General features: G+C 64.6%; 1 protein-coding gene and 1 pseudogene. Both read left to right on the forward strand.

The genetic code is table 11. The annotated features are described in order from the left end of the window. Positions 1 to 81 precede the first annotated feature (81 nt). The gene (locus tag HX873_RS31545) at positions 82 to 897 is read left to right on the forward strand and encodes an ABC transporter permease (protein WP_003212030.1); all 816 of its coding nucleotides are present in this window, start codon (positions 82 to 84) and stop codon (positions 895 to 897) included. Further along, positions 894 to 1,027 (forward strand): annotated as a pseudogene (locus HX873_RS31550) (ABC transporter ATP-binding protein); the annotation flags it as partial. The gene HX873_RS31545 and the pseudogene HX873_RS31550, both read left to right, overlap by 4 nt.

Raw genomic sequence — 1,027 nt, forward strand, 5'->3', positions numbered from 1 at the left:
GACACCGCCAACCTCAAGCTGCATTTCGACCCCAGCTACGTACAGATGGCCGCCGACGGCACGCTGTAAGAGGACGCGGCCATGCGCCTGATCAACCGTCACCCGGAACGCTCCAGTCGCCTGCTGTTGGTGCTGCTGCCCTTCGCCCTGCTGCTGTTCGCCTACTTCGTGGGCTCGGCCGAGCGCCTGGCAGACAACCCCAACGACAAGCTGCTGCCCAGCGCCGCACAAATGGGCGACGCAGTGAAACGCCTGGCCTTCAGCGCCGACACTCGCACCGGTGAATACGTGCTGTGGCAAGACAGCGCCTCAAGCCTGCGCCGTCTGGCGATCGGCCTGGGCATCAGCGCCCTCGCCGGCCTGTGCCTGGGCATTGCAGCCGGCACCTTGCCGCTGTTTGGCGCACCGTTGTCCCCCTTGCTGACGGTGCTGTCGATGGTGCCGCCGCTGGCGATCCTGCCGATCCTGTTCATCGTGTTCGGGCTGGGGGAATTGTCGAAAGTGATGCTGATCGTGATCGGTATCACCCCGGCCCTGGCGCGGGACCTGGAACAGCGGGCACGGGAAATTCCCGTGGAGTTGCTGGTGAAGGCACAGACCCTCGGCGCCTCCACCTGGACCCTGATGCTGCGGGTGGTGCTGCCGCAATTGCTGCCACGTTTGCTGATCTCCCTGCGCTTGATGCTCGGCTCGGCGTGGCTGTTCCTGATTGCAGCCGAAGCCATCGCCTCCACCGACGGTTTGGGTTACCGGATCTTCCTGGTGCGCCGCTACCTGGCGATGGACGTGATCCTGCCCTACGTGGTGTGGATCACCCTGCTGGCCTGGCTGATGGACTGGGGCCTCAAGGCCCTGACCCGGCGCGCGTTCCCCTGGTACGAAGGAGCGCGGGCATGAGCTTTATCAACGTCAACAATGTGTGGCAGCGCTATGGCGACCAGGTGGTATTGGAGCGCCTGAACCTGCACGTGGCCGAAGGCGAATTCTGCACCCTGGTCGGCACCTCCGGTTGCGGCAAATCGACCTT

This window comes from Pseudomonas sp. P7758, assembly GCF_013386485.1.
Taxonomy (GTDB): Bacteria; Pseudomonadota; Gammaproteobacteria; order Pseudomonadales; family Pseudomonadaceae; genus Aquipseudomonas.

Coding starts and splice junctions, on each gene's coding strand:
- HX873_RS31545 (WP_003212030.1), top strand. CDS start 82: ATGCGCCTGATCAACCGTCACCCGGAACGCTCCAGTCGCCTGCTGTTG.